The organism is Bacillus sp. AFS012607 (assembly GCF_002558005.1).
In the GTDB taxonomy this organism is placed as follows: Bacteria; Bacillota; Bacilli; order Bacillales; family Bacillaceae_G; genus Bacillus_A; species Bacillus_A thuringiensis_S.
The window spans coordinates 143,307-163,473 of record NZ_NTVM01000020.1; the positions used below are offsets into that span (position 1 = coordinate 143,307).

Here is a 20,167-nt window from a genome sequence, read left to right on the forward strand (position 1 = left end):
AGCTAACCTATACTGTTTTTTTTACAGCACTCATACTTCCAATAACATAAGCGATAAACGCAAAACAAATTGGGAAGACAACTGTATGTATACCGAACGGATTTGGATAGAAAAGATGAATACACATATATGAACCTACTCCAACGAAAATGGAAGCAAGCGCTCCTGTAGCATTTCCTTTCCTCCAATATAACCCTAATACGATTGGCCAAATGAATGCTGCTTCTAATCCACCGAAAGAAAATAAATTTAGCCATATTAAAAAATCTGGTGGTTTAATCGCCGCTGCATAAACGAGTAGTCCTACAATACCAGTAATCCACAAACTTCCTTTTTTTATCGTACTGTCTGCTGCATCTTTCTTTATGTAATTTACGTATATATCTTTAATAATTGACGAGCTTACAAGTAATAATAAAGAGTTTACTGTAGACATAATCGCTGCCATTGGTGCGGCTAAGAAAACTCCAGCTAACCACGGTGGCAACACTTCCATCGCAAGTAGCGGCATTACTTTATCTGGTACCGTTATACCTGGAAGTACTACTCTTGCAAATACACCTGTTAAATGCATACCGATCATAATTGTACCAACGACAACTGTTCCAATTATTAAAGCTTGGTGCATAGCTTTTGAATTTTTATAAGACATGGCACGCACGCTAATTTGCGGTAAACCTACAACGCCAATTCCAATTAAAATCCAAAATGATGTAACATATGATTTCGTTAAACTGCCATCTGCTCCGAATGGTGTAATTAAATTTGGATTAATTTGAACAAGTTCCTGCATAATCTTTTCAATTCCACCACCAGCAATGACAGTAGCAATTAAAATGATTGTCGTTCCAACTAACATAATGATTCCTAATAATGTATCTGATAGCGCGACTGCACGAAATCCACCAATTAATACGTACACAAGTACAGAAAAAGTAAATAAAAATAGTGCTGTTGTATACGATAGACCCGTTAGTGACTCAATTAATCGTCCACCGCCGACCCACTGGGCTACTGTCGCCGAAAATAAAAAGATAATAATACATAACGCAGAGAGTATAACAACTGCTTTATTATTGTATCTCCCTTTTAAATAATCGATAAGAGTAATTGCTTCCATCTTCCTAGCGATAATTGCAAACTTTTTACCGATAACCGTTAAAACGATATACCCTGTTACAACTTGAATCGCAGATAACAGTACCCATCCAAGCCCCATATTGTAAGCAATACCAGGGCCACCAATAAAGCTACTTGCACTACCGTACGTAGCAATCATTGTCATCGCTAATAATAAACCGCCTAGCTCACGCCCACCTAGAAAATATTCTTGTAAAAATTTATTATGAGCAGTTGCTTGCACGCGTCTTGAAGCATATACACCAATTAAAAATACAACGATAAACGAAATTATCATTGGAATGATTACATACCAATTCATCTATTATTCCTCACTTTTTTCTTCCTCATCGAGTGAAATATCTTGAAATACAAAACGAACAACTAAACTAAGTAAAATAACCATAACGATAAATCCAACGATACAGCTATAAAAAAACCATGTGGGAAAACCGAATACATATGTATATTCACTCGGATTTTTACTACCAAGCCCATAAGCGAATCCGTACCATATTATAAAATTAATAATAGCAAGTCCAAGACCAATTAACGCTTCTCTATGGGCTATTCGAAAGCGTGGATCATCATGATAATCTTTCATTTTTCCCCCTCCTCTCACGATGTATTATTGTACCATTGTTCTTCTAGTTTTTCCTACTAGAAAGCAAAAACAAGCAGGATTTTTTACAATCATATAGAAGGTTCTGTTACATTACATATTTTTTACAATTGTAACACAAATGAAATTTGAATTTTCAGTATTTATTAATTATGATTTTAATTAGAGGCTTTCCATCTAGTTTCCACATCCTTGATTTCGGAATAAGCGCCGTCTCGTACTGCGTTTACATTATATTTTCAAGGGGGTTATACAATGAGTCAACTAGCTGTAAATCTTCATGAAAAGGTAGAAAATTTTCTTCAAGGTACAAAAAAGTTATATGTGAATGGATCTTTCATTGAAAGCGCTTCCGGAAAAACATTTAAAACACCTAACCCAGCAACTGGTGAAACACTTGCCGTCGTTTCTGAAGCTGGTCGTGAAGATATTCATAAAGCTGTAGTCGCAGCTCGTATGGCTTTTGACGAAGGTCCTTGGTCTCGTATGAGCACTGCTGAGCGAAGCCGTCTCATGTACAAGTTAGCTGATTTAATGGAAGAACATAAAGAAGAGCTTGCACAGCTCGAAACATTAGATAACGGAAAGCCAATCCGTGAAACAATGGCAGCAGACATACCACTTGCAATTGAGCATATGCGCTATTACGCTGGCTGGGCTACGAAAATCGTTGGTCAAACAATTCCTGTTTCCGGTGATTACTTTAACTATACACGCCATGAAGCTGTTGGTGTCGTTGGTCAAATTATCCCTTGGAACTTCCCGCTTCTTATGGCAATGTGGAAAATGGGAGCAGCGCTTGCTACAGGATGTACAATCGTTTTAAAACCTGCAGAACAAACTCCACTATCTGCTCTATACTTAGCTGAATTAATTGAAGAAGCTGGATTCCCGAAAGGTGTTATTAATATCGTACCTGGATTCGGTGAATCAGCTGGACAAGCTCTCGTTAATCATCCACTCGTTGATAAAATTGCATTTACCGGTTCTACTCCTGTCGGTAAACAAATTATGCGACAAGCATCCGAATCATTAAAACGCGTTACACTTGAGTTAGGCGGTAAATCACCAAATATCATCTTGCCAGATGCTGATTTATCTCGCGCGATTCCTGGTGCACTTTCTGGTGTTATGTTTAACCAAGGACAAGTATGCTCTGCTGGATCACGCTTATTTGTTCCGAAGAAAATGTATGATAATGTCATGGCTGATCTCGTCCTTTATTCTAAAAAATTAAATCAAGGCGCTGGTCTAAGTCCAGAAACTACAATCGGTCCTCTCGTTTCCGAAGAACAACAAAAACGTGTAATGGGCTTCATTGAAAAAGGGATTGAAGAAGGCGCTGAAGTACTTTGCGGAGGAAATAATCCATTCGATCAAGGCTACTTCGTTTCTCCTACAGTATTCGCTGACGTAAATGACGAAATGACGATCGCAAAAGAAGAAATTTTCGGTCCAGTTATTTCTGCAATACCGTTTAACGATATTGATGAAGTAATTGAACGTGCGAATAAATCTCAATTTGGCTTAGCTGCTGGTGTATGGACAGAAAATGTTAAAACTGCACACTATGTTGCAAGTAAAGTACGTGCAGGTACAGTATGGGTAAACTGTTATAACGTCTTTGATGCAGCATCTCCATTTGGAGGATTTAAACAATCTGGTCTCGGCCGTGAAATGGGATCTTACGCATTAAATAACTATACAGAAGTGAAGAGCGTTTGGCTTAACTTAAATTAATGAGAAAGAACCTGACTTACCTGGTCAGGTTCTTTTCATTATGTATTCCTTTAAACTTGCAGTCCTCCGCTCACATTTAATACTTCACCTGTAATATAAGATGCGTATTCTGATGCTAAAAAGGCTGCTGCGTTCGCAATATCTTCTGGCGTTCCAATTCTACCAACTGGAATAGCGCCCACCATCTTTTCTTTCACTTTATCTGGTATCGTTTTTGTCATATCTGTATCCATAAACCCCGGACAAATCGCATTACAAGTAATACCGAAACTTCCAACTTCTTTCGCTGCTGTTTTTGTTAATCCTACAACTCCTGCCTTTGTAGCCGCATAATTTGCTTGACCTATGTTTCCTTCTCTACTAATTGAAGATATGTTAATAATGCGTCCATACCCTTGTTGTCTCATGTAAAGAAGCGCTGGTTGCATACAATAAAAAACTCCAGTTAAGTTCACTTGTAATACTTGTTCCCAAGCAGACTTCTCCATTTTATGTAACATTGCGTCTCTTGTAATTCCAGCATTATTCACTAAAATATGTAATGTACCAAATTTTTGAACCGCATATTCAATTAACGACTTTGCTTCATTTTGATTACTCACATCACATCGATATGAGCACACTTCATATCCTTCATCTGATAACTCACGTGTCGTCTTTTGTAGATTCTCTTCATTTACATCGCTAATTAATACTTTCGCCCCTAGTTTTGCATAAACCCTTGCAATCTCTTTTCCAATTCCCTGTGCAGCTCCTGTTACAACAGCTGTTTTCCCATTTAAAAACTCCATTCCTATCCCCCATTTCTATTACTTATACTGTATATTTCGGCTTTTTGCTTTCCAATTCCTCTTTGTATAAAAAAGTCTATTTGTGTCAAACTAACTTTGCAACGTCGCATAAACGCAAGGAGATTGTGTCGAATGAACAAAAAGAATTTCAAACAAAGCAAAGCAACTGATGGCATTGATGTTGAGTTCTCTCGCGAACTCGCTGACCACAATGACTTAGAAGCAAACGCACGTGCAAATGCCGCTGATGCACGTCAAAAACGCCAGTCAACCGAAAAATAAGGTACATCACAACCTTATTCTTTTCAAAAGGGACCTACTACCCAACAAAATAAACCGAGAGACATCTCTCGGTTTATTTTCTATATTTTTTTGTATAATGAGCCAAAGTAAGCAACGGATATATATGAGCATAACTATGATAACGAATATAAAACCCACCTGGTAAACCTGTTCCAGTAGGATATTTTTCATTTACATAAGGGTTGGAGAGCAAATATGAAATACCTTTTCGAATGATTGGTGTTTCTTTTTCATAGTAAGAAATGAGAGCATCTAACGCCCATGCCGTTTGTGATGGTGTACTAAACGGCAAAGTAACAAATCTTTTTTCCACACTACTTTGGCAAGATTCTCCCCAGCCACCATCTTCATGCTGTATATGTTCAAGCCATAAAGCTGCTCGTTTTAATGATGGATCGCTAGATGGTATTCCTAGTGACCGTAAACCAGTCAACACTGCCCATGTACCATATATATAACAAATTCCCCATTTCCCATACCATGATCCATTTTCCTCTTGTACATTCATTAACCAATTTATCGCACTTTGTTTTTGTTTCTCGGGCAATTCATTTTGCGCATATGTCCCAAAAAACTCTAGCACTCTTCCTGTAATATCTGGTGTAGAAGGATCTGTAATCATATCACTTGCATTTTCGATTGGTAAATTTGCTAATATACGGCTCGTTACCCCTTTTTCAAAAGCTCCCCAACCACCATCATTATTTTGCAATCCTTTAACCCAATTAACCGCTCTCTTCCAAGCATTATCTACATTTTCGTCCCCTCTACTTCGCGCCAGTGCTCTTAACACAGCAGTTGTATCATCAATATCTGGAATCATCGTATTCACATCCGAAAAGCCCCAACCACCTGGGAATAGATTCGGTGCATGTACACTCCAATCTACTTTCTTCGTTTGCTGTTTTCTTAGTAAATACGCTGATGCATTTTGAATCACTTTACTTGCTTTCGGAACTTGAGCTTCTTGCAAAGCATAACTGAGTAAAGCTGTATCCCATACAGTTGACGGAGAGTTTTGCAAATGGCTCCCTCTCTCCATCTTCCATATATAAGATGCGATTCCCGTTATAGCCTTCTGAATAATTGGCGATTGAATAGAATGCCCTAATGCAAGTAAAGCATAAATCATATAAAACGAGGCAGTTGCGTAACTATATAATGTTCCATTTTCATCAATACGCTCTTTCATAAAACGTTCTACTTCCTCATATCCTTTATGATGCAAAGAAAGTGGATACGTTATAATTTTCTTCACCTCACTTAATAACGTTTGAAAAACTGGAGACCGATCCTCCCGAAACCATTCTCCGCCCCCGCCTGCAATGTGATTTAAATTTGGCAATAACTTTTTCCCTACTCGAAATCTTTTATTTAAACACAACATCATCGGAATTAAATGGATACGTGCTGAGCTACTCAATTCAAATATACTGAGGGGGGAATCGTTCTGCAGAAACATTATTGGTGTTGGCAAATGAAAGAGAGAAGGATATTCATATTCTCCATGAATCGCTAATAAAAACTTCGTCATAAAATGAGCACGCGCCACCCCCCCGCGCTCATTTATAAACATTTCCGCTCGCTTCATATTCGCATCTTCTTTTGTATATTTTTCCGATGCAAGTAAGGCAGCATAAGATTGAATTGTAGCAGATAAATTACCACCCACTTCATCTTCATACAATTTCCATGTTCCTTCATTTGTTTGGAGTGATGCTAATCTTTTTACAAACGGTTCTATCTCTTTATCTCTACCTAATAATTTTAATAAAAAAATCATATGACAATCTGTTAGTGGCGCTCCTTCAAAACAAAACCGCCACGTACCATCTTGCCGTTGCATCGTTTGAAGTGCAGTTGTTCTTCTCGCTATTTCTTCATACACTTTTTCATATAATAACAAGTTACTCACCCACCCTTTCGAAATCCGTATAACGATATTCAAAAAGGTAGCTGAATATGTATGAAAACAAAGAAAAGCAGAACATATAAAATGTTCTGCTCATAAACAATATCCTACTCCGACAATAATCCCTAATAAAGCACCGACTACTACTTCATACGGTGTATGCCCAACAAGTTCATTTAACTTCTTATATTCTGTTTCTCTACCGTGAAAAAAGTCATTCAATATTTTTGCTTGTTTACTTACTGCAAGCCTTACTCCTGAAGCATCATACATAACAATAATGGCAAAAATAGCAGCAACCGCAAACATCGAGCTTTCCACACCTTCCACAACTCCAACTCCTGTAGCAAGCGCTGTAACTGTTGAAGCATGAGAACTTGGCATCCCACCTGAAGCAAAAAACTTTGCAAAATCAAATTCACCCGTTTTAACTAATTTAAAGACTACTTTCGTTAATTGTGCTAAAAACCATGAAATTACAGCTGCCATAAGCGGATCATTATGTAAAATTGTTTCCATGTTCTCAGCTCCTTACTGACTATAATGGAAATTCTATATAATATAAGTATAAAGAAAAATGCGTAGAAAATACTACGCATTATGATACTTTTGCTGATTTATTTTTTATAAATTTCGGTTGTTTCTGCACTAAAAACTTTGTTTTCGCTACCGAGAATACAAATAAAGCAACCCATATACAGAAAAATGCAATCATATGTGTAGATGTGAAATGTTCACCAAATACAAATACACCTAAAATTAAGCTAATTGTTGGCGCAATATATTGTAAAAATCCCACCATATAAAGCGGAATAAGTTGTGCTCCTTTTGCAAAATAAAATAGTGGTAATGCTGTTACAATACCTGCTCCTATTAAAAGTAACGTTGATAACATTGAAATAGATCCAAATGAGCCGAAACCATGTGCTCCTGTCATAACAAGATAAATGATCGCAAACGGCGTCACTAACATGGTTTCCATCGTAAGTCCAATTGTAGCATCATAGTTTAATAGTTTTTTCGTTAATCCGTATAATCCAAATGAAAAGGCAAGTGAAAGAGAAACCCACGGAATAGATCCGAAACGTACTGTTAAAATGACAACCCCTACTCCTGCTAAACCAACTGCAACATATTGCCAAAAGTTTAACTTTTCCTTTAAAACGACTGTACCAAGTAAAATACTAATAAGCGGATTAATATAATAGCCAAGACTCGCTTCAATAACATGATTATGATTAACGGCCCATATGTAAACAAACCAGTTTCCGCTAATCAAGACTGAAGCTATTGTTAATGACATTAATAATTTAGGTCGTTTAAAAAGATTCACAAATTCCCCAATAAACTGGCGAAACCTCTTCGTAACACCTAATACAAGTAACATAAAAACAAATGCCCAAACGATGCGGTGCGCTAATATTTCATCTGCTGGAACTTCCTCAACCCATTTCCAATAAATCGGTAGAATTCCCCACATCGTGTAAGCACCAGCCGCATATAGTATCCCTTTTTTTTGCTCTGCTGATTGACTCCCCATCTTCCTTTTTCTCCTCTTCTCATTTTTTCTCCATTATACGGTCTCACATGCTCACTTTACCAATAATCAATCTGCATTTCTTTCGACATTTCTCATACAACGAATAATAAACATACCGTTATTACAACAAGTAACGGTATGCCGAAAACAAATTTCTTTTTATGAGTTTTATGATGAAACATATACATGCCGATCCAAGCTCCAACTGCTCCTCCAGCTGCCGCCGATAAAAACAACGTACTTTCTGGCGTTCTCCACTGTTTCTTCTTTGCTTTTCGTTTATCAAGCCCCATAAGGCTAAAAGCTATAACGTTAATAATAAGAAAATAAATCCATTTCATCGCTTTCTCTCCTTATGAAAAATTCGATTAATAGTAACACGAAAAAACGACGGAAACAACTGAAGAACTCTTTTTATCCAACTAGTTTCATTCCTTTTTCTTAATTAATTGCCTTCATATTTATATAACCAACTAAAATCGCAATTAAAGCATTTAAATAGAAAAACGTTATGAGCAGAATCTTATATTTCATTACATTTACCCACTACCATATCATCAAAAAAATTGCTCTCAATCACTTTCTCATCAAAATGAAGAACTACAATTAGCCCTACATATAAAGAAACAAAATTTAGAAACCATTCCCCATTCTCATCTTTCTTAGCTAAGCATTTAAATATCTCTTGAAATTGCATACGCTCGTCTGCAGCAACAACCGGACGCACACCAAAATATTTCAATACGAGATTCAGCTTCAGCTGCACGGATAATGATAAAATATATTTTAATAACTCCGTATACTCTGCACAATCTTTTTGACTATACAACTTCACAAGCTTTTGATGTAAAGTAGAAATCGATAATTCTTCGTCAGTCACTTTAGTTGCTTCTACCATTTCAATCATCTTTTTCATATTCATTACATTCACCCCTTCTGAAAAAATTCTAAAGCCAAAGAGTACTTAATTCAAAATGTACAATAATTGTGCGTTTTTCGTCTCTCGTTCTTCCTCACTGACTAAATCATACTTTTTTAGGAGGTGAAAAACATCATTTAATAATTTCTGTGAATGAATACCTTGCAAAAAACTCTTTAACTCTTTAAAGATCCCTTCAGGTAAAAAACTCTTTTGACTTTCAAGCTTATTCATCACATCTTCAATAGAATGATCAATGTTACATGCCATATTAAACTTCCCCCTCTATCCTCTATAAATAATATCCTCAGCTAACGATGTAAACACTTCTCCTACAAGAGAGTCTTCATCATATACAGATGAACCGTTATTTTCTTCTCGTTTTGCAAAAGGCACTTGCGCAATCACTTCTGTGTGCAATTGTTCTGCAAGCATTTCGCCGCCACCTTTTCCGAAGAGATAGTTTTTCGATCCATCTTGCTCTTCATAATAAGCCATATTTTCTACAATCCCTAAAATCTCGTGTTTCGTATGCTTTGCCATAACTCCTACTCTAGATGCTACGAACGAAGCTACATTGTGTGGTGTTGTAACGATAATTTCTTGCGCCTGCGGGATCATTGCTGCAACATCAATAGCAACATCTCCTGTACCAGGTGGTAAATCAAGAAGTAAATAATCTAATTCTCCCCAGTGCGTATTCGCAAGGAAATTTTGAATCCATTTATTTAACATCGGTCCGCGCCACATAACCGGGTTATTTCCTTCCGTAAAAAATCCCATCGACATAATTTTAACACCGTGACTAACGACCGGAATTGCTGTTTGATCAATCATCGTTGGTTTCTTATTCGTTTCCATCATAGCTGGAATACTAAAACCATATATGTCTGCATCTAATATCCCCACTTTTTTGCCCATACGAGCTAGTGCAGTTGCAAGATTAATTGTCACCGTTGATTTTCCAACTCCACCTTTTCCACTCGTTACAGTAATAAACCGTACTCCTGAATCAAGGCGAAGCATGCTCGGCATACCAGTTTCTGTTCTACTATTTTTCTTTAACTTCTCTGTTAAAGCTGCACGTTCTTCTTGTGTCATAGAACCAAATGTTACATCCACTTTAGAGGCACCAATTGCGTGAAGTGATTCTTCAATATCTTGTTGAATTTTTGCTTTTAACGGACAACCTTGTATTGTTAGTACTACTTCAAGTTTAACCTCTGTTCCGTTCATTTGTATATTTCTAACCATATTTAATTCTACAACACTTTTGTGTAACTCTGGATCCTCTACATGTTTTAATGCATTTATTATTTGTTCTTGAGTAAGCATAGAACTCATCCCTTCTCTTATTCTAATTTATATACAACATCTTCTCGGCGCTTCATCTGTTGAAAAAGCTTATTACCCTCCGCTAATGGGCGGGATTAATGCGACTATATCTCCTACTTTTATCATCTCTTCATTCGTTACAAACTCTTCATTAATTGCAACCATTACTGTATCCAAGGATTGCAAATGATAACTATCTTTCAACCATTCTTTTAATTGCCCAACAGTCATTTCTTGTTTTTCTGAAATTATTAATTGATCCAATCCGACTTCCTCACGCAAATTTGCAAACAATAAAATTGTAATCATTTTCTCATTCTTCCTTCTTTGGTTTTCCTTCTGGATATGGTGTGTTTTCAAGTTGATCTCCAACCCACATCGTTCCATCTTCCCGAAATTCTTTTTTCCAAATTGGAACGATTCGTTTTATACGTTCAATCGCGTACTCATTCGCTTCATAAGCTACTTTACGATGCGGTGATGAAACTGCAATGACTACCGCAATATCCATGATTTCTAGCCGCCCTACACGGTGCGTAATTGCTACTTTTGCATCCGGCCATCTTTCACTAATTTCTTCACCAATTCTCATAAGTTGTTTTACTGCCATCGGTTTATATGCTTCATACTCTAAATGTAGCGTTCGTTTTCCTTTTGTAAGTTCTCTCACGGTACCAATAAATGTTGTAATCGCACCCACTTCCCTTCTTGCGACTTTATTCGTTACTTCTTCAACTAAAATCGGATTATCTACAATCTCAAATAACACTTGTCCCATTAGAACCACCTCTCACTTTATGAAATGTCCAAGGCCATTCACTACCTTCGTTATCTTCTAATAAAAGAACATCGACAAACATATCTTTTTTATATCCTCTTGTCCCGCCCGGCAATACGATAAACACGTTTGATTCTGCCAATGAGGAAACTGAGCTAGATTTATCAAAACCTGATGGATAAGCTATTAATTTCCCCTCATCATATTGCAATTTCGCTCGTACAAATCTTGTAAATGGATTCGGTTTTAGAAAATCTTCTCCTAATAACGCTTTTTCTCTTTTTAAATGTACTTTTTCACTAAACATATACGCCCGAATACACGGTCTTACGAATAATTCAAACCCTACATAACAAGCTGATGGATTTCCTGATAAACCAAATAATAACTTGCCATTTAATTGTGCTACAGTCGTAACACTCCCTGGCCGCATTGCAACTTTATTGAAAAGAACAGAGGCACCTAACTTTTCGTAAATAGCTGGTAAATAATCGTAATCTCCTACTGATACACCGCCCGTTGTAATTAACATATCCACTTGCCCAAGCGCTTCTTTCACAGCTGTAAAACATGTATTAAAATCATCACTAAACTTCCCAAAATATTTTACTCTGCCGCCTGCTCTTCGAATTTGAGACAATATCATATACGTATTACTATTTCGGATTTTCCCTGGCTGTAATGAATCATCGACATCAAGCAATTCACTCCCAGTCGCTAACAGTCCAATTACAGGCTTTCTCGCAACTGGCACTTCACTATAACCGAATGTAGCAAGAAGAGCTGAAATACCTGGATTAATGTACGATCCTTTCTTTGCAAGAACCGTTCCTTTACGAGCATCTTCACCTTGAAAAGAAATATTGTCGCCCTTTTTGAATGATCGCTTCACTTCCATATAATTGTTGCCATTCTTCTCATATTGACGAGTCAGCTCTAACATAACAACCGCATCACACCCATTCGGAATTTGTGCTCCCGTCATAATTCGAACTGCTTGAAACGGACCTACTTTCTCATGGAATAGCGATCCTGCACCAATTTCACCCACTACTTCAAATACAATTGGCGTTTCATAACTTGCTAAATTAGTATCTTCTGCTCGAATAGCAAATCCGTCATACGGCGAACGATTAAATGACGGTACATCATGGTCAGCTATTAAATCCTCTGCTAATATACGTCCATAAGCTAATTCAATTGGTAATAGCTCCTTTAAGCCTTTATCAGCAAATCCCATCACTTTACGAACAGCTTCTTCAACCGTAATTGGCACTCTTCTTTCCATTGTTGACACCCTCTCTATTAACCGAATACGCGATAATATAGTTGTTTCGCTTTCGAAATATCATTTGTACCATGAATAAAAACACGACCATCTCGAAAAACAACCACGCGGTAATCATCGAATTGGCAAGATAGTAAATACGGATTCCGATCTACTTTCCCCAGTTTTTGTAATACTTTTTCTATATCATCAAAATTGTATTTCCTATTGTCTACTGTTCTAATTTGAACTGTATTTCTTCCGCATAAAACAGCTGCTTTCGTTTGATTTTCGTATGATAAATAAGGATAAGTTCGATTCAAACCGCATGAGAGACAAGCGTCTGTTTTTATTTTCCCTAATTTTATAAAATGATTTTGATTACTCCATATATCAAACATGAAAAATGTTTTTCTAATTGCTGAGAAATCTTCCACTAAAATTTTGAGTGCTTCTGCCAATTGATATGCTGCGACGATTTGAACAGTCGGGCTAATAATTCCAGCGGTATCACATGTCACACCTGTAACAGGAATATTTTTCAGCATACAATGTAAACACGGTGTCTCTTGCGGAATAATTGTATAACTCATACCATACGATCCAACGCAAGAACCATATACCCAAGGAATATTATGTTTTTGTGATAAATCATTTATTACAAATCGAATATCAAAATTATCTGTTGCATCAATGATTACATCTACATTTTTTAATAGACCTTCCATATTTTCTGAAGTTGCATCCATTACGAAAGCATGTATTTGTACTTCCGAATTAATTTGTTCTAACCGATTTTTTGCAGCAATTGCTTTCGGCATTTTCTCTCTCGCATCTTGTTCAGAGTACAATTGTTGCCTTTGTAAATTACTCCATTCAACGTAGTCACGATCAATAATCGTCAACTTGCCAACACCTGCACGTACGAAACTTTCGGCACTTGCACTTCCTAATGCGCCTGCCCCTACAATTAACACATGTTTATTTCGAATTTTTTCTTGTCCTTTACTCCCAATTGGTTTGAACAACTGTTGTCGTGAATACCGATCAGCCATTACATACCCTTCCTCTCAAGAACTCTATTTCATATTAGAATGTTGTTTCTGATAACAAGCAAAGTAAGCAAAACCAACAAACCCAGCTCCTCCAATTACATTTCCGATAAAAACAGGAACAAAATTTTTAGCCAAATCCATCCACGTTAGATGACCAGCAAAAATAACAGCGGAAATGACAAACATATTTGCTACTACTTGCTGAAATCCAATCACTACAAATGCCATAATTGGAATCCAAATTCCGATGATTTTTCCGACAAAATCACTCGTCCCGTAAGCGAGCCAAAGAGCAAGACAAACGAGCCAATTACAACCAATTGCTAAAATTAAAGTTCTTCCAAATGATTCATGTAACTTCCCTTCCGCTATCGCTACTGTTTTATTTAAATACTCTCCCTCTGTTAATCCGCCAAGATGTCCAAAGCAATACGCAACGAAAATTGCCCCAATAAAATTCATGAGAGTAATCCAAACCCAGTTATTCAGTACACTTATCAATGTAATTTTCTTTGCATAAAGCGCCATAGACAGTGACATCATATTTCCCGTAATTAATTCTCCTCCTGCTAATACTACGAGCATAAGTCCAACAGGAAATACCGCTCCTCCTAAAACATTCACTAGACTCCCCCAGCGCTCAGGTAAATTCCCTAAAACTCGAATGTTAAGTAAAAAACCTATCGCAATAAACGCTCCTCCTAAAAAACCGAGAATAAGCATCGCTGGCAATGTCTGTCTTACTTTTTGAACACCGGCCTCAATGACAAGCTCAGCAATTTGTTCCGGCTTATGAAATGCCATTACCCATTCCTCCATTTTCTCCAAATAAAAAAGCAGCTTCAAAAAACCTCCTCAAAATAAAGGTTTTTGAATGCTGCTTAATTTCTCTGCACATCTTTTACAGAGATATCAATCATCACTTTTACTATAAAATAGAAAATCCACAACTCTTGTAAATTCCCCATTTTTCACTATGACGCTAGCTTTATATATTAACCACCGATATGTGACATTTCAATTTTAGGTATTGTATTCTTATTTTTATGATTTAAGCGTTCATCTGAATAACGATCTTCCCTATTATTCCATATATCGCGTACTACATCTGTAATGTCCTCATCTGTATGTTCAGAACGAAGCAATTCTCTTAAATCATTTCCTTTAGAAGCAAATAAGCAAGTATATAATTTTCCTTCTGCAGAAATACGAGCTCTCGTACATGATAAGCAAAAAGAATCTGTTACCGATGAAATAATACCTATTTCCTCGTCGCTTCCTATATAACGATACCTAGTAGCCACTTCACCAGAATAATTTGCTTCTATCCGTTCTAACGGCATAACTTGATGAATCGTATCTACTATTTCTTGTTTAGAGACGACCTCTTTTAAATCCCAACCATTATAATTTCCAACGTCCATATACTCAATAAAACGAAGAATATGCTTGTTTTCCTTAAAGTATTGCGCCATCTGCAAAATGTCCTGTTCGTTTTTTCCCTTTTGAACGACCATGTTTATTTTAATTTTCATTCCAACTTCAGCTGCAGCCTGTATTCCTTCCAGAACCCTTTGCACTTTGCTCCTATTACCATTTAAATAGAAAAACCGCTCTTCTTCTAAGGAATCTAAGCTAACTGTTACACGTGATAGTCCCGCCTTATATAAATCAGGAGCAAATTTTTTAAGTAACGATCCATTGGTTGTTAAACCGATATCTTCTACACCATCTATTTTATGAAGCCGCTCAATAAGCTTTGGAAGCCCTCTTCTAAGTAACGGTTCTCCGCCTGTAATCCGTAATTTTCTCACACCTAAAGAAACGAAAATACGTGTTATCCTTTCAATTTCATCAAAAGATAAAATTTTGTCATTAGACAAAAACGAGTAATCAGGACCAAATATTTCTTCTGGCATACAATATCGACAGCGAAAATTACAGCGATCAGTAACTGAAATACGTAAATCCTTTAACGGACGTTGCAACTTGTCTAATGTAACTGATTTCATCTTCATTGCCTCACTTTTATTTTATATTTAAAACACGCTCTGGATGGGTATACACATTTAAGGAGTGATTACGAATAAATCCTATTGTCGTAATACCTAAATCTTCCGCTAGTTGCAAAGCTAACTCAGTTGGAGCTGATTTTGATAGTATAATTTCACAACCGATTTTTGCAACTTTCAATAATATTTCCGAAGAAATACGACCACTAAAAACAATGATTTTATCTTTTATAGAAATATCGTTTTTTAAACAATAACCGTAAATTTTGTCTAGTGCATTATGCCTACCAATATCCATTCGGCTTAAAATAATACCATTCACATCACATAAAGCTGCATTATGAACCCCGCCAGTATGATGAAACGTATCCGCAGATTGCTGCATTTCTTTCATTAACCGAAAACAATCATCGGCAGCAACCTGTACATGGACACCCTTCATCTTTTTTGCACTTAGTGCATCATTTGCAAAAACAAATCCTTGCCTACTCATACCACAACAAGACGTAATATATCGTTTATTTTGCATTTGTTCATAATACGGATTTACTTTTGTCGTTGTTACATGTACAAATCCTTCTTTCTCCTGCACCCATACACTATCAATATCTTCATACTTTCGAATGATTCCTTCAGATGCTAAGAAGCCTATTACCATATCTTCTATATATTCTGGAGTACTAACCATTGTAACAAACTCCTGTCCGTTCATTTTAATGGTGACAGGAAACTCTGTTACAATGCTGTCCTCTATATGCTTAAATACCTCTTGTTCATAACGAAAGATTTCTCTTTCTACCTGTATCGGTTTCACGATCAGTATCCTTCTCTCACGTTATATTTTTATCAAAAACAAATACCGAAACTGCAATATCTTCTTCTACTTTCATATCTGAAAACAAATTCACTAATTTCGCGCCAACAAGTTCCTCCAAATGTTCACGGGAATTCGCAGCATACACTTCTTGAATCATTTTTGTTCTAGCCAGATGAACCATTTCCGCACCGTCCATCGTACTTGAAATAAATTTTTCAGTAGGTGTTAAGTTTCCATAAAGAGTCGCTATAGCCATATTTTCTGCAAAAACAGTATGAATTCGTTCCGGTCCTTTTCCGAAAAGTTCCTTTCGAAGTTTTCGGATCATATCATTAAATTCATGTACTTTTTTTGACATACAATTATACCTCCCAAAAGCCTCATTTTACTTTATTATATATTTTACCAAAATGAGCCTTCCGCCCAAACTATTTCGTACAAATATTTGGGCGAAAAGGTTCACTTCATGAAGTTTATTCGTCTTTTAACCCTTTCCCCATTCCTTTTAAGAAATGAAGCCCAAACCCGATCGCACGGTTAATATCTGGGTCTTTCAATACTTTCATAAGATCGAATACCCCTACTTTTTTATTACTTTCTAAATGTTCATTACCTTCTTCTAGCCCGACTAATAAACTACCTATAAGCTTTTTCGTAAGTTCTGGGTCAAGTTCAGTTAACGCACCTGCAGCGCCCATCATATTATTAATTAAATTTGTAACAGGCTCACGAGTTACTTGACCTAGAACAATCTTCGCAATTGGTTCTTTCGCTTTTAGCATAGAATTTGCAGCTTCTAGCATTCCAATGTCATTTAATTCCCCTACTATATTAAACATCTGATTTAGAGCTTCTTCATTATTAGTTAGAAGCTCTTTTAAATCATCTAACTTTTGCTGTTTTATTTCTTCCTCAGTTAATTCTTGTTTTTGAATCATTTTTATAGGTGCAGCCATAGTTTTCTCCTCCTACTTATCCGTTAAATGCACATACCCTGTACGTGCCCACTTACGATGTACCTCAATTCCAGCTTGAGGGTGACGTTTTTTATTGCGTGGGTTCGCTTTTGGCATCGGATTTTCGCCATCAACTTCTAACACTTCCATACGTACTTTCGTTTGTTTATACGCAGGTGTATTCGTACGTACATCCACAGCAGGACCTGTTAAGAAATTAATTGCCGTTTCGTTATCTGTAGAGTTCATCGGTAAATATAACTCATTCGCTTTTACACGATCTGTAACGAGTGCACGTAATTTTAATGCTCCAAAAGGAGAGACAAGACGAACTAACGAACCTGTTTTTACGCCACGTTCTTTTGCAAGGTCTGGAGAGATTTCAACGAAAACACCAGGTACTTTCGTTTGAATACCTGTTGATTTATTTGTCATATTCCCTTCATGGAAATGCTCAAGCATACGACCGTTGTTAATGTGAAGGTCAAACTCGGCTGGAAATTCAGCTGGACGTACCCAGTCAGCAATCGCAAAACGAGCTTTTTTATCTGGGAAGTTAAATCCATCTTGGAACAGAAGTGGTGTATTCGTTCCATCAAAACTTCCCCAATGGAAACTGTTCCATCCTTCAAGCACTTCATAGTTCGCTTGCGAGAACAATGGTGATAAACTTGCCATTTCAGCAAAGATTTCACTTGGGTGGCTATAATTCCAGTTTGCACCTAGTTTATTCGCAACTTCCTGGACGATCCACCAGTCTGGTTTCGCATCTCCTAGCGTAGGAAGAACTTGATATAATCTTTGGACACGGCGCTCTGTATTTGTGAAAGTACCTTCTTTCTCAAGAGATGGCGCTGCTGGTAATACAACATCTGCATATTGAGCAGTTTTAGAAAGGAAAACATCTTGCACAACGAAGAAATCAAGGCTCGTTAACACTTCATGTACATGATTTGCATTAGAATCTACAAGAGCCATATCTTCTCCGACAAGATACATTGCTTTCATTTTTCCTTCGTCAATTGCGTGAAGCATTTCAATATTATTAAGACCTGGTTCACTATCAATTTTCACTCCGTAAGCAGTTTCAAATTTCGCACGTTCCATTTCGTTAGTAACGTGCTGATATCCTGGAAGCCATCCTGGTAAAGTACCCATATCACAAGCACCTTGTACGTTATTGTGACCTCGAAGTGGGTATGCACCTGCTCCTGGACGACGATAGTTCCCTGTTGCAAGAAGTAAGTTTGAAATCGCAGCGGAAGTATCAGAGCCACCTGTATTTTGCGTTACTCCCATCCCCCAAAGGATACATGTACCATCTGCATCACGAATCATTTCAGCCATTTGAATAAGTGTTTCTTTTGAAATACCAGTCATTTCTTCTCCATATTCAAGTGTATATTCTTTCAGGCTCTCTTTGAAATCTTCAAAGAAGTTTACATTCTCATTAATAAATTCTTGATCATGCCAACCTTGATCAATCATATATTTCGTAACAGCCATTAACCATACTTGATCTGTTCCTTGTTTTGGACTAATAAAGACATCTGATCGCTCTGCCATTTCTGTTTTACGAAGATCAGCTACAATTAACTTTTGTCCGTGTAATTTATGTGCACGTTTAATACGTGTAGCTAAAACAGGATGACCTTCTGTCGGATTACATCCTACAATAATAACAAGACCAGATTGCGCAATATCTTTAATCGTTCCTGCATCACCGCCCATACCAATTGTACGGAACAAACCATCCGTTGCTGGTGATTGGCAATAACGTGAGCAGTTATCAATATTATTCGTTTCAAATACTTGTCGGGCTAGTTTTTGAATAACGTAATTGTCTTCATTCGTAATTTTAGATGAAGAAATAAAACCGATAGCATCTTTACCATACTCTTCTTTAATCGATCCTAATTTACTTGCAACTACATTCAATGCTTCTTCCCATGTAGATTCAACAAACGTTCCATTTTTACGAATTAAAGGTTTTGTAATTCGTTCTTTAGAATTTACGAAATCCCAACCAAATTTCCCTTTTACACAAGTGGAAATTGCGTTAACTGGTGCATCTGAAGATGGCTGTACTTTAAGGATTTTACGCCCCTTCGTCCACACTTCAAACGAACAACCTACACCACAAAATGTACATACTGTTTTCGTTTTCTTCGTACGAGTATCACGCATGGCCGCTTCCACTTCTGATACCGCAAAAATACCGCTATATCCAGGCTCAACTTCTTTAATTAAATCTACCATCGGTTCAAGAATATCTGGTTTTAATCCCGTCATAAATCCAGCTTCACCGAGCATCGTTTTCTCCATTAAAGCGTTACAAGGGCAAATCGTTACACATTGACCACAGCTAACGCATGAAGAATCATTAATATTTACTCCTTCATCCCAAATAACTCGTGGGCGTTCCGCTTCCCAGTCTATCGATAACGTTTCATTTACTTGTAAGTTTTGACACACCTCAACGCATTGACCGCATGCAATACATTGATTAGGGTCATAGCGATAAAACGGATGCGTCATATCAACTTCACTTACATCTACTTTCGGTTCATAAGGATATTTTTGATGTTCGATTTCCATTAATTCTGCTGTATTATGCAGTTTACAGTTCCCATTGTTATTGTCACATACTGTACAGTATAATAAATGATTTTCTAGTAACCGATCCATCGCCTCTGTTTGTGCTTCTTTTGCGCGAACAGAAGCACGTTCAATGTCCATACCTTCCGTTGCTATCGTCGAACAAGAACGCATTAACTTTCCGTCAACTTCTACAATACAAGTGTCACATGTTTGAATAGAATCTACTTCTGGCACGTAACAAATTTGCGGATGTTCAATCCCGTTCTCATTAATCACACCCAATATCGTTGAACCAGGCTCCGCTGCATACTTTTTTCCGTCAATTGTAATATGAACCATGTTGTCATTCATGGTCTTTCCCCCTTTTTGAGAATAAAAAAACTCCACCACGAAAATATAC

General features: G+C 37.0%; 22 protein-coding genes. 2 read left to right on the forward strand and 20 right to left on the reverse strand.

Features of this window, described 5'->3' with window-relative positions:
• Window positions 1-7 precede the first annotated feature (7 nt).
• Entirely contained in the window at window positions 8-1,441 is a 1,434-nt protein-coding gene (panF, locus tag CN409_RS22110) for a sodium/pantothenate symporter (RefSeq protein WP_001104822.1), read from the reverse strand.
• 3 nt (window positions 1,442-1,444) lie between these two features.
• Window positions 1,445-1,723 (reverse strand): YhdT family protein, encoded by a 279-nt coding sequence (locus tag CN409_RS22115; protein ID WP_000656243.1) that lies wholly within the window; start codon window positions 1,721-1,723, stop codon window positions 1,445-1,447.
• A 273-nt stretch (window positions 1,724-1,996) separates the two neighbouring features.
• Here CN409_RS22115 and dhaS point away from each other — a divergent pair, with 273 nt between their 5' ends.
• Window positions 1,997-3,481 carry an aldehyde dehydrogenase DhaS gene (gene dhaS, locus CN409_RS22120; RefSeq protein ID WP_000080306.1) on the forward strand — a complete coding sequence of 495 codons (1,485 nt, stop codon included), beginning with the start codon at window positions 1,997-1,999 and terminating at the stop codon, window positions 3,479-3,481.
• Window positions 3,482-3,531: 50 nt separating this feature from the next.
• On the opposite strand, the gene fabG is transcribed toward dhaS, so the two are convergent.
• Window positions 3,532-4,272, reverse strand: coding sequence for a 3-oxoacyl-ACP reductase FabG (gene fabG, locus CN409_RS22125; protein ID WP_000395038.1), 741 nt, complete (start codon window positions 4,270-4,272; stop codon window positions 3,532-3,534).
• 132 nt (window positions 4,273-4,404) lie between these two features.
• Here fabG and CN409_RS22130 point away from each other — a divergent pair, with 132 nt between their 5' ends.
• Window positions 4,405-4,554: a YfhD family protein gene (locus tag CN409_RS22130; RefSeq protein WP_001035815.1), complete on the forward strand. Its 150-nt coding sequence runs from the start codon at window positions 4,405-4,407 to the stop codon at window positions 4,552-4,554.
• A gap of 73 nt (window positions 4,555-4,627) precedes the next feature.
• Here CN409_RS22130 and CN409_RS22135 read toward each other — a convergent pair whose 3' ends face one another.
• The 17 genes from CN409_RS22135 to fdhF form a co-directional block, all read right to left on the reverse strand.
• Window positions 4,628-6,481, reverse strand: coding sequence for a terpene cyclase/mutase family protein (locus CN409_RS22135; protein WP_000928168.1), 1,854 nt, complete (start codon window positions 6,479-6,481; stop codon window positions 4,628-4,630).
• 99 nt (window positions 6,482-6,580) lie between these two features.
• Window positions 6,581-7,006: a divergent PAP2 family protein gene (locus CN409_RS22140; RefSeq protein WP_000447819.1), complete on the reverse strand. Its 426-nt coding sequence runs from the start codon at window positions 7,004-7,006 to the stop codon at window positions 6,581-6,583.
• Window positions 7,007-7,085: 79 nt separating this feature from the next.
• Window positions 7,086-8,027, reverse strand: coding sequence for an EamA family transporter RarD (gene rarD, locus CN409_RS22145; RefSeq protein ID WP_000535541.1), 942 nt, complete (start codon window positions 8,025-8,027; stop codon window positions 7,086-7,088).
• Between the two features lie 92 nt (window positions 8,028-8,119).
• Window positions 8,120-8,368 (reverse strand): DUF1294 domain-containing protein, encoded by a 249-nt coding sequence (locus tag CN409_RS22150; protein WP_000871349.1) that lies wholly within the window; start codon window positions 8,366-8,368, stop codon window positions 8,120-8,122.
• 182 nt (window positions 8,369-8,550) lie between these two features.
• Window positions 8,551-8,949: a hypothetical protein gene (locus CN409_RS22155; protein WP_001056282.1), complete on the reverse strand. Its 399-nt coding sequence runs from the start codon at window positions 8,947-8,949 to the stop codon at window positions 8,551-8,553.
• Between the two features lie 42 nt (window positions 8,950-8,991).
• Window positions 8,992-9,216: a group-specific protein gene (locus CN409_RS22160; protein ID WP_086390862.1), complete on the reverse strand. Its 225-nt coding sequence runs from the start codon at window positions 9,214-9,216 to the stop codon at window positions 8,992-8,994.
• A 15-nt stretch (window positions 9,217-9,231) separates the two neighbouring features.
• A complete protein-coding gene (locus CN409_RS22165) occupies window positions 9,232-10,281 on the reverse strand; it encodes a P-loop NTPase (protein ID WP_086390863.1) in 1,050 nt (349 codons plus the stop codon).
• Between the two features lie 72 nt (window positions 10,282-10,353).
• Window positions 10,354-10,590, reverse strand: a complete 237-nt coding sequence (gene moaD / locus CN409_RS22170) for a molybdopterin converting factor subunit 1 (RefSeq protein ID WP_000628472.1) — start codon at window positions 10,588-10,590, stop codon at window positions 10,354-10,356.
• A gap of 4 nt (window positions 10,591-10,594) precedes the next feature.
• Window positions 10,595-11,059 carry a molybdopterin synthase catalytic subunit MoaE gene (moaE, locus tag CN409_RS22175; protein ID WP_000531885.1) on the reverse strand — a complete coding sequence of 155 codons (465 nt, stop codon included), beginning with the start codon at window positions 11,057-11,059 and terminating at the stop codon, window positions 10,595-10,597.
• Complete coding sequence (locus tag CN409_RS22180) at window positions 11,040-12,347, reverse strand: molybdopterin molybdotransferase MoeA (RefSeq protein ID WP_000442187.1); 1,308 nt, start codon at window positions 12,345-12,347, stop codon at window positions 11,040-11,042. Before CN409_RS22180 ends, moaE begins: the two co-directional genes overlap by 20 nt.
• Before the next feature lie 17 nt (window positions 12,348-12,364).
• Window positions 12,365-13,381, reverse strand: coding sequence for a molybdopterin-synthase adenylyltransferase MoeB (locus tag CN409_RS22185; RefSeq protein ID WP_000785263.1), 1,017 nt, complete (start codon window positions 13,379-13,381; stop codon window positions 12,365-12,367).
• A 24-nt stretch (window positions 13,382-13,405) separates the two neighbouring features.
• Window positions 13,406-14,185: a formate channel gene (locus tag CN409_RS22190; RefSeq protein ID WP_000863998.1), complete on the reverse strand. Its 780-nt coding sequence runs from the start codon at window positions 14,183-14,185 to the stop codon at window positions 13,406-13,408.
• Between the two features lie 191 nt (window positions 14,186-14,376).
• On the reverse strand, window positions 14,377-15,393 hold the full coding sequence (gene moaA / locus CN409_RS22200; RefSeq protein ID WP_000844114.1) for a GTP 3',8-cyclase MoaA: 1,017 nt from the start codon (window positions 15,391-15,393) through the stop codon (window positions 14,377-14,379).
• A gap of 16 nt (window positions 15,394-15,409) precedes the next feature.
• Entirely contained in the window at window positions 15,410-16,207 is a 798-nt protein-coding gene (gene fdhD / locus CN409_RS22205) for a formate dehydrogenase accessory sulfurtransferase FdhD (RefSeq protein WP_000802662.1), read from the reverse strand.
• Between the two features lie 16 nt (window positions 16,208-16,223).
• Window positions 16,224-16,568: a Na-translocating system protein MpsC family protein gene (locus tag CN409_RS22210; protein WP_000039580.1), complete on the reverse strand. Its 345-nt coding sequence runs from the start codon at window positions 16,566-16,568 to the stop codon at window positions 16,224-16,226.
• Window positions 16,569-16,683: 115 nt separating this feature from the next.
• Entirely contained in the window at window positions 16,684-17,166 is a 483-nt protein-coding gene (locus CN409_RS22215; RefSeq protein WP_000729897.1) for a helical membrane plugin domain-containing protein, read from the reverse strand.
• Window positions 17,167-17,178: 12 nt separating this feature from the next.
• Complete coding sequence (fdhF, locus tag CN409_RS22220; RefSeq protein ID WP_000999389.1) at window positions 17,179-20,118, reverse strand: formate dehydrogenase subunit alpha; 2,940 nt, start codon at window positions 20,116-20,118, stop codon at window positions 17,179-17,181.
• Between the last annotated feature and the right edge of the window lie 49 nt (window positions 20,119-20,167).

Excerpts from the sequence above, each read along its gene's own strand:
- panF (WP_001104822.1), bottom strand. The coding sequence starts at position 1,441 with ATGAATTGGTATGTAATCATTCCAATGATAATTTCGTTTATCGTTGTA.
- CN409_RS22115 (WP_000656243.1), bottom strand. The coding sequence starts at position 1,723 with ATGAAAGATTATCATGATGATCCACGCTTTCGAATAGCCCATAGAGAA.
- dhaS (WP_000080306.1), top strand. The coding sequence starts at position 1,997 with ATGAGTCAACTAGCTGTAAATCTTCATGAAAAGGTAGAAAATTTTCTT.
- fabG (WP_000395038.1), bottom strand. The coding sequence starts at position 4,272 with ATGGAGTTTTTAAATGGGAAAACAGCTGTTGTAACAGGAGCTGCACAG.
- CN409_RS22130 (WP_001035815.1), top strand. The coding sequence starts at position 4,405 with ATGAACAAAAAGAATTTCAAACAAAGCAAAGCAACTGATGGCATTGAT.
- CN409_RS22140 (WP_000447819.1), bottom strand. The coding sequence starts at position 7,006 with ATGGAAACAATTTTACATAATGATCCGCTTATGGCAGCTGTAATTTCA.
- rarD (WP_000535541.1), bottom strand. The coding sequence starts at position 8,027 with ATGGGGAGTCAATCAGCAGAGCAAAAAAAAGGGATACTATATGCGGCT.
- CN409_RS22150 (WP_000871349.1), bottom strand. The coding sequence starts at position 8,368 with ATGAAATGGATTTATTTTCTTATTATTAACGTTATAGCTTTTAGCCTT.
- CN409_RS22155 (WP_001056282.1), bottom strand. The coding sequence starts at position 8,949 with ATGAATATGAAAAAGATGATTGAAATGGTAGAAGCAACTAAAGTGACT.
- CN409_RS22160 (WP_086390862.1), bottom strand. The coding sequence starts at position 9,216 with ATGGCATGTAACATTGATCATTCTATTGAAGATGTGATGAATAAGCTT.
- CN409_RS22165 (WP_086390863.1), bottom strand. The coding sequence starts at position 10,281 with ATGCTTACTCAAGAACAAATAATAAATGCATTAAAACATGTAGAGGAT.
- moaD (WP_000628472.1), bottom strand. The coding sequence starts at position 10,590 with ATGATTACAATTTTATTGTTTGCAAATTTGCGTGAGGAAGTCGGATTG.
- moaE (WP_000531885.1), bottom strand. The coding sequence starts at position 11,059 with ATGGGACAAGTGTTATTTGAGATTGTAGATAATCCGATTTTAGTTGAA.
- CN409_RS22180 (WP_000442187.1), bottom strand. The coding sequence starts at position 12,347 with ATGGAAAGAAGAGTGCCAATTACGGTTGAAGAAGCTGTTCGTAAAGTG.
- CN409_RS22185 (WP_000785263.1), bottom strand. The coding sequence starts at position 13,381 with ATGGCTGATCGGTATTCACGACAACAGTTGTTCAAACCAATTGGGAGT.
- CN409_RS22190 (WP_000863998.1), bottom strand. The coding sequence starts at position 14,185 with ATGGCATTTCATAAGCCGGAACAAATTGCTGAGCTTGTCATTGAGGCC.
- moaA (WP_000844114.1), bottom strand. The coding sequence starts at position 15,393 with ATGAAATCAGTTACATTAGACAAGTTGCAACGTCCGTTAAAGGATTTA.
- CN409_RS22210 (WP_000039580.1), bottom strand. The coding sequence starts at position 16,568 with ATGTCAAAAAAAGTACATGAATTTAATGATATGATCCGAAAACTTCGA.
- CN409_RS22215 (WP_000729897.1), bottom strand. The coding sequence starts at position 17,166 with ATGGCTGCACCTATAAAAATGATTCAAAAACAAGAATTAACTGAGGAA.
- fdhF (WP_000999389.1), bottom strand. The coding sequence starts at position 20,118 with ATGAATGACAACATGGTTCATATTACAATTGACGGAAAAAAGTATGCA.